The sequence below is a fragment of the Peribacillus psychrosaccharolyticus ATCC 23296 genome, assembly GCF_000305495.1.
GTDB lineage: Bacteria > Bacillota > Bacilli > Bacillales > DSM-1321 > Peribacillus > Peribacillus psychrosaccharolyticus.
This window is the reverse complement of the sequence record NZ_AJTN02000056.1, coordinates 1-7,287: the sequence shown is the minus strand read 5'-3', so window position 1 is coordinate 7,287 and position 7,287 is coordinate 1. Positions and strand designations below refer to the sequence as shown.

Below are 7,287 nucleotides of genomic sequence, written 5' to 3'. Positions count from 1 at the left end.
CTTCAATGCAACAGTGCCTATGGATTACTTTTTATCCTTTATCACGTCTGCTTTCTTAGGATTAATCGAGCAATGGGTTCATAATGGGTTAGATAAAACCCCTCAAGAAATGACCGCATTATATATTGAGATTGTTTCCTATATTCAAAAGAAATAGAAGGAGGCTTCGAAAAAATGGTCGAACAAAGGAGCAATAATTAAATGCTAAACGCTCGATTAAAGTTGAAATTCGAGCTTATTTAATGGATTAGATAAGGTACGTACGACAGTGGATTTACGCTCGTATCCCAAGGAAGATGAATCATTAGTGCAGTTTAAAACCGCGTAGACATGTTACGGATAACCTTTTTAAGTAGGTGAGAAAATTAAGCTAAACGACTCTTCCAGACATATCATAATTCAGGTTCTAAAGTAAAATGAAAGTAGGGTGTATTATATTGAAAATTGAATTAGATATTGAAGAATTTGAAGATTTAACAGAAGAAGAGAACAATTCTTTAAGATTTTATTATGGTAATCCTATAAATTTAATGGTTAAAGAAAATGGAAAGAAAATAATAGAGTTGAATAGTTCATTTCATGATGCTTTTTTAATTGAAATCCTTAGTATATTAGCTGATTTTAAAGATAAAAAGAAAGGGAAACGACAACTGGAATCCTATGATAATGCCCAAACCTATTTTTTTGAAAAAGAGAATGATGAAATATATATTACTAATTTTAATGATTATGAGGAAAAGCTAGAATGGAGAAAATCAGTTGGATATCTGGAATTTACGAATGCATTTGTTAAAGAAATAGTAAAGTACTTAGAAAAACTAGTAACTCGTTATCCTGAAGCGATTAGTAGTGATTCCTATTCACTCATGAAGAAGTTTTTATATAAAATAAACTAAGTAAAGTAAAATGGGAGGAGAAATCCATAGAGGTCGATTCAATCGTTTGTTAATTGATTAAACCAGCTGTGTAGACCTGGCTGGTTAGGAAAGACTATATATTCTCGTTAATTTTTATAGAATATCCGATACTTAGAATACCTTTGGAATTTCACTCTGAAAATAATTTTCCGATTTGTGTAAAAAAAGAAATACCGATTGTTCAATGTGTTTTCAAAGGTGCAGAATTTTTATGCACTTTTTTTATTATTTCATTTAAATGAGAATGAATAAATATAGTTTTCTCCGATATAGGTGTTCCCTTAAAGAAGAGGCAGATCTCCCCTAACTAATAATAGAGCATCTTATTGTTGTATGGCATTGCTTTTATATCTTAACTTTATATTTTTTTAAATCCTTTTTGTTCCAATTCCGGACTATGAAATAATAACTAATGTATTTAGTGTTTCCATATATTTCCCTAGTTAGTTATACCTAGGTAGATTATAATGAACAGTGAATAAGAAAGGGGAAAAGAAATGAATAATCTGTTTGCTATTTTATTTTTCATATCTTTCATTGCACTCATTTTCGGTTTAATTAAACCTAATATTGCATTAAAGTTGCTGCCTGTAGCCAAAAAAACCAGGAAAAATGTATTGATGTATTTTGGGATTGCAACCATCGTATTTTTCGTTTTATTTGGAGTAACTGCTCCTCCTGTAAAGGAAAGCGCTGATAACAGCAAACAAACAGAACAAGAAAAAGTAGAAAAAACTAAAGAAGAAGCAGAAACTGAACAAGAGGCGAAAGCTAAACAAGAAGCAGAAGCTGAACAAGAGGCAAAAGCTAAACAAGAAGCAGAAGCTGAACAAGAGGCAAAAGCTAAACAAGAAGCAGAAGCTGAACAAGAGGCAAAAGCTAAACAAGAAGCAGAAGCTAAAAAAGAGGCAAAAGCTAAACAAGAAGCTGAACAAGAAGCTGAAACGATGTCACAGCAACAAGCAGTAAAAAAGGCTGAAGCATACATAGATATGACTGCATTTTCAAGAAGCGGCTTAATAGAACAATTAGTATATGAAGGTTTTGGTGATAATGATGCGACTTATGCAGTAGATAAGATTGATGTAGATTGGAAAGACCAAGCAGTAAAAAAGGGTAAAGCATACCTGGATATGACTGCATTTTCAAGAAGTAGTTTAATAGAACAATTAGTATTTGATGGTTTCAGCAATAATGAAGCGACTTATGCTACAGACCAAATAGGTCTATAGTCAAAGCTTTTAAAGCGCAACAAATTTAAGAACTAACTTCAAAAATTTTTAAATGGAAGTCAATCGAATTAATTTCATATAACAAATCAGACCAAGCCTTTAGCATGGTCTTTTTTGTGTTTAGAAATTTATTTACTTGCAATGCCTTCGCACGAATTCAAAAGAAAACTAATTACATCCTTTTCCCAAAATTTAAAAATGCTTAGTAGAATATGACAAACTTAAATAGGGTTTAGGAATATTAGTGGAATATCACACCCTTGTCATGCGACATTTGCTATTTTTATGGCACCTGAGTCTAACCAGTGCAAATAACATAATGGGATTTTTGAGTATTTTTATTCTTATTTCTCTTATATTAGCGAATGTATCCATGGTCATTAATCTATATAATCCTAAAACTCTTTTTATTGTCCATTTCTTTAATGGTTTGAGCGATCTTTTCTATGCCGGATTGTATCTGATTCTCAGGTACTTGAGAAATACATAAGCGAATGAGATTGTCTTTATTGAAATCGTCTAAGAACATTCGATTTGTATCATCTACGAGTACTTGTTGTTCTGATAATAGAAGAGCAAGTTTTTTGGCTGATAGGTGATGCGGTAAATAGATGGAAAGATAAAAGCCTGTATCTGGCTTCGTATAGTGTGTGCCTTGAGGAAGGAATTGTTCACAAGCATGTTTGAGCAGCTGTATTTTATGAAAATAGACTTCCTTTATCTTTTTCAAATGACTGTGGTACATCCCACTTTTTAAATAAATGTCTAATGCGCCTTGAGAGAGGACAGGGCTGTTAAAATCAGAACTGAATTTATACCGTAAAAAGCTTTTCATCATGATGTTTGGCAAGATAACGCCCGCAATTCGCAGTCCAGGTAAAAAGACTTTCGAGAAGCTTTGAATATAGATAACTCTCCCAGACGGATCAAAAGCGAAAAATGGGTCAGCTTTTGTATCGCGTTCTAATTCACCAAGAAAATCATCTTCGACAATATAGACATCATATTGATTCGCTAACTCTATGATTCTTTTCTTCTCACGATTTGTATAAGAATGACCAAGAGGATTATGGAATCTGGGAATGACATAGAAAAACTTAATATCGCTGGTTTTAAACAGATATTCAAGGCGTGCTAAATCGATTCCATCCATTGATAAATTAATACCAAAGGTCGTAACTTCGTTAAGTTCGAGAGATTCAATCATTCCAAAATAGGTTGGCTGCTCAATCAGGATATTTTTTTTGCCGTTTGGAAAAGGAAGGGCTGTTAGAAGGTGAATCGCTTGTTGTGAACCGGAGACGATGACAACACGCTCGGGTTCTGTAAATACTTGTGAATGTTGAAAGGTTTTTCACGATTTCTGTCCGTAATGAAGGAAGGCCTTGTTGATCGGAATAGGTGAAGAGTTCTTCTTTATAGGTATCAATCGCTTGATTTAAGCAATGTTGAAAGTCCATGTAGGGTAACAATTGCTTATCGGGTCCAGCCGATAAAAAATCAATAACATCCGGCTGATTATCAGGCCGCTTGAAGTCATTGACAATATAGAAGCCGCTTTGAGGAATTGCATAAATTAAGTGCGCTTTTTCTAACTCACTGTACGCTTTAAGGACTGTATTCTTACTACAGCTAAATGTTTCAGCTAGTTGTCGAACAGAAGGAAGTTTAGAACCAGCAACTAACTGTCCGTTTGTCAGCTGCTCTTTGATCTCTTTTACAATAATCATGTATTTTGGATTCACGTTTCCCACCCTCCTTAAATTGTACCCTGACAGATCCATTTAACAACCGTAGTATCCAGTATATGTATGGAGTATGATGTGATTATACCAAACATGAGCACGGTTTATTAGTGTGTTGGGGAGGAAACGAATTGGAAAAAGAAAAAAAGGGGTTATGGCTGGGGTTAGTGGGGGTTATCTGCTTTAGTCTAACTTTGCCCGCTACCAGTATAGCGGTTGACTATTTCGGAACAACCGTAGTTGGATTAGGAAGAACCGTGATTGCAGCACTATTGGTCGGGATTATCCTGTTGGTTCGAAAAGAAAAAGTACCTACACGTCAGCAATTTAAAAGTATTGTACTTGTCGCAGCAGGAGCGGTCTTAGGTTTTCCTTTACTCACTTCATGGGCAATGCAGACATTACCCGTTTCACACGGAGCCGTTGAATTAGCTCTATTACCATTGGCCACCGCAGGGTTCGCGATGTTACGAGCGGGAGAAAGACCGTCTTTAAGATATTGGGCAGCAAGTTTTATTGGGGCAGGAGCTGTCCTGGTCTATGCGCTAGAGCTAGGATTGGGAAAGCTTCAAATAGAAGACTTAGGACTTCTAGCTGCCGTCCTTATTTTAGGATTAAGTTACGCGGAGGGAGGAAAGCTGTCCAAAGAAATAGGAAGCTGGCAAGTCATCGCATGGGCCATAGTCATTGGAGCACCGTTCTTTCTGATTCCAGTAGGGATGCAGCTGTCTATGGACATGTTACATGCGCCCATACAAGCGTGGATTAGTTTCCTTTACTTAGCCATCGTAAGCCAGTTCTTAGCTTATGTGGCTTGGTATGGCGGAATGGCATTAGGCGGGATATCCCGAGTAAGTCAGCTCCAATATATGCAGCCATTTCTGATGATTATGTTTGCTGCGCTCTTTTTAGGGGAATCAATTACATTGGTAACCATATTAACGTCTATTATTGTCGTTACTTCTGTATTCGTTGGGAAAAATGTTACGATTTCTAAAAATAATGAACCAATATCCAGTAAGGTTAAGCAGTCGTAAAGAGATTATTAGATTGATTGAATGTTTCCGAACGTAATTATCGATTTATTGGGAATATCGCACGATAAGTAAGCTCGGTTTACAAAAAGAACCACTTAGAACGACTTTTATCTATGCCTTTTCGTATGCAGGTAATCCAAAAGAGAAACGCCCTACTTGTAAGTAGAGGTGTTTTTTCAATGGAGACAAGAGTAAATGAACCAACTAAAGTAAAAGTGGTAGAAATATAATTTCGCTTTTTAAAAATGGGGATGTCTTCATCTGGCGGTTGGATATTTCTATTCAATTAGGTAAGGCCCAGAATATAGCTCAGAAGAACTGATTATAAGAAGTTTAAGAATTTCTTAAGAAATATCCATACAATTACTTAAGATTTCTGATCTATACTTGAAACATTCTTTAAAATGAAAGGTCGAATACATAATGCAGAAAATCTTAACTATCTCGTACTGGGCTATATTACTTTTCTACCTACTATTATTAACCTATACAGTATTCATAGGTAGAGATAGCATTAGAAGTGTTAATTTAATACCGTTTGATTCAATTAAAAACTTTATTATGGTTGATAATGGAATTGGTGGAACAAGGATTATTGATATGAATATTTGGGGGAATATTTTAATGTTCATTCCAGCAGGTATCTATTTGATTCTCCAACACACCACAAAATCTATCGCTAAAAATCTGTTTTACATTTTCTTATTTAGCTTATTTATTGAAGTTGTTCAATATGTCTTTACGATAGGAGCGACAGATGTTGATGATGTTATTTTAAATGTAGCTGGTGGATTCATGGGGTTAATGATTTATAAAATTGCTGAGAAAATCTTTAAAAATGATATGAATATTAAGAAAGCTATATCTATACTATCTTTGATTGTAGGTTTGCCAATATTCGTCTTAGTTACTATACTATTTATTGCAAATTAGGGGTTATAAAGATGATTGGACTTATAACGTTATTGTTAGGAGTATAGACTAATTTAAAATAAGGATATTAGAGTTATTTAGATATAATTAAAAAGGCACTCAGGTGAGATTCTTCTCCTGGTTTTCTTTAGAAATGAAAGATTGGTAGCTTTTAAAATTGGTAATCGTTCATTTCTGTACTTAAATAATGTTAAAGAAAAGCACTATGCCAAAAGAAAAATGATAAGGTTATTTGTGTCTGTTTCCTTAATACAGCAAGAAGATCACTTTCATAATTAACATTGACTTTGACCCTCTAATGACTTTTGATGACGCTAATATCAAAATACTTATATATTTACAGTACTTATCCCATTCTAAAAGTAAAAATTAAAATAGAATGAGGCAATTTCATAAATTTGACACTTAGAGCCCCAAGGGTTTTGAAACGCAAAAAAAGGAGTACCTCCCCAAAACGTCGAAATGAGTAAGTGACGAACAAACTCTAAGACTGGAGGAAGACTCCCTATGACTAGTATACGACAAGGAAGCCTGTTTGACCTGCAAGAACTTTTTGAATTAGAACCTACCCAACGTTATGAAGCCATTATTTCAGCGATTGACCTGGACTTGATTTTCCGCGAAGTGAACAAAAAATCACGACTTGGAGTACCAGTCGAACTTAACTATGCCGCCATGATCATCTCTATGTGTGTTCGAATTATTGAAAGTATTCCTACGATAAAAAACTTAATTAAACGGTTAAATCAAGATTTCTTATTTAAGTTAGAATGTGGATTCAGTCTCAGACAAGACGCCATCTGAGGCAGCTTATTCTAGACTCTTAACCAAGTTGAGTGAATCCGATGTGCTTGAAAAGGCTCAGAATTCTCTGGTTTATCAAGCCACTACGGAAGGCTTTTTCTCAGATGATACCGTGGCCATTGATGCCACACATTTCGAAGCTTGTGATAAAGCGCCTTTAAAAGACGAACAACCTAAAGCTGAACCGAAAAAAAGAGGTCGCAAGTCCAAAATAGAACGTGAAAGTTGGTTAGTGGCAAAAGCTGAACGAGAAGCTACTCTTTCTATCTTCGAGAAGAAAATTGAAGCTCAGTTACCTAGTCCTTTGATTGAACTTCGTTCTTCGGTCCCAAAAGACCCTCAAAGGGGAGTAAAGAAAAATAGCGAAGGGAAAAATGTCTTTTGGTATGGATACAAAGCTCATTTAGCAGTGGGGACAAAAAGTCAATATATCCTACAATCGCTATTTTCTTCTGGATATCGTGACATGGTATATAACGCCTCAAAGTTAGCATGCGATCGCTTAAATGTATTTCTAAAACAACAAGCTGCTTAATGAATTTTTTTCGAAACCTATAGAATTCGGTAAGTCTATTTTTTTTTCAAAAAAAGCAATTATGAAATTACCTCAATGGTGTAA

Annotated in this window: 5 protein-coding genes and 2 pseudogenes; 6 read left to right on the top strand and 1 reads right to left on the bottom strand. The window is 34.9% G+C overall.

Annotation, left to right across the window (positions count from 1 at the left end):
• Positions 1-19: 19 nt before the first annotated feature.
• From WYK_RS25970 to WYK_RS05250, 3 genes are all read left to right on the top strand, one after another.
• Positions 20-157 (top strand): TetR-like C-terminal domain-containing protein, encoded by a 138-nt coding sequence (locus WYK_RS25970; protein ID WP_268870040.1) that lies wholly within the window; start codon positions 20-22, stop codon positions 155-157.
• A gap of 280 nt (positions 158-437) precedes the next feature.
• A complete protein-coding gene (locus WYK_RS05255) occupies positions 438-896 on the top strand; it encodes a hypothetical protein (RefSeq protein ID WP_040373536.1) in 459 nt (152 codons plus the stop codon).
• A gap of 518 nt (positions 897-1,414) precedes the next feature.
• Positions 1,415-2,149: an Ltp family lipoprotein gene (locus WYK_RS05250; RefSeq protein WP_040373535.1), complete on the top strand. Its 735-nt coding sequence runs from the start codon at positions 1,415-1,417 to the stop codon at positions 2,147-2,149.
• Positions 2,150-2,534: 385 nt separating this feature from the next.
• On the opposite strand, the pseudogene WYK_RS05245 reads toward WYK_RS05250, so the two are convergent.
• Positions 2,535-3,894, bottom strand: a pseudogene (locus tag WYK_RS05245) (aminotransferase-like domain-containing protein).
• A 131-nt stretch (positions 3,895-4,025) separates the two neighbouring features.
• On the opposite strand from WYK_RS05245, the gene WYK_RS05240 reads away from it, so the two are divergent.
• The 3 genes and pseudogenes from WYK_RS05240 to WYK_RS05230 form a co-directional block, all read left to right on the top strand.
• Positions 4,026-4,931 (top strand): DMT family transporter, encoded by a 906-nt coding sequence (locus WYK_RS05240; RefSeq protein WP_040373534.1) that lies wholly within the window; start codon positions 4,026-4,028, stop codon positions 4,929-4,931.
• A 423-nt stretch (positions 4,932-5,354) separates the two neighbouring features.
• On the top strand, positions 5,355-5,864 hold the full coding sequence (locus WYK_RS05235) for a VanZ family protein (protein WP_051387320.1): 510 nt from the start codon (positions 5,355-5,357) through the stop codon (positions 5,862-5,864).
• 507 nt (positions 5,865-6,371) lie between these two features.
• Positions 6,372-7,125, top strand: a pseudogene (locus tag WYK_RS05230) (transposase); the annotation flags it as partial.
• Between the last annotated feature and the right edge of the window lie 162 nt (positions 7,126-7,287).

What these genes read in the sequence shown, in the direction of transcription:
- WYK_RS25970 (WP_268870040.1), top strand. Translation starts at nt 20, where the DNA reads ATGGATTACTTTTTATCCTTTATCACGTCTGCTTTCTTAGGATTAATC.
- WYK_RS05250 (WP_040373535.1), top strand. Translation starts at nt 1,415, where the DNA reads ATGAATAATCTGTTTGCTATTTTATTTTTCATATCTTTCATTGCACTC.
- WYK_RS05235 (WP_051387320.1), top strand. Translation starts at nt 5,355, where the DNA reads ATGCAGAAAATCTTAACTATCTCGTACTGGGCTATATTACTTTTCTAC.